Below are 270 nucleotides of genomic sequence, written 5' to 3'. Positions count from 1 at the left end.
CAAGAAAAGAGGTTGGGGACTTGGCTTGTCATTAGCCCGAAGAGTGATTCATGAATATCATAACGGAGATATTAAGATTTCTCAGACAGAAGTAGGAAAGGGAACTACCTTTAGAATAACGATTAGAAAAGCGTAAATTAATAATTTTATACCTGGAAATACAGAAATCTATTTTCAGAGTAAGCATAATAAAAGCGGGGAAAACATCCCCGCTTTTTGTTTTTATTTTTTACCAGTCAGCCACTGGCTTTGTAATTTCAGCTCTGCCGG

At 36.7% G+C, this 270-nt stretch carries 1 protein-coding gene; it reads left to right on the top strand.

What is annotated here, in order from left to right; genetic code table 11:
* On the top strand, positions 1 to 136 hold a 136-nt coding region (locus SB679_RS24390), incomplete at its 5' end, for an ATP-binding protein (protein ID WP_410704842.1).
* Between the last annotated feature and the right edge of the window lie 134 nt (positions 137 to 270).

Origin of the sequence: Chryseobacterium sp. SIMBA_029 (genome assembly GCF_046535275.1) — a bacterium.
GTDB lineage: Bacteria > Bacteroidota > Bacteroidia > Flavobacteriales > Weeksellaceae > Chryseobacterium.
Note: the sequence above shows the minus strand (reverse complement) of the source record. Positions and strands in the feature narration are given on the sequence as shown.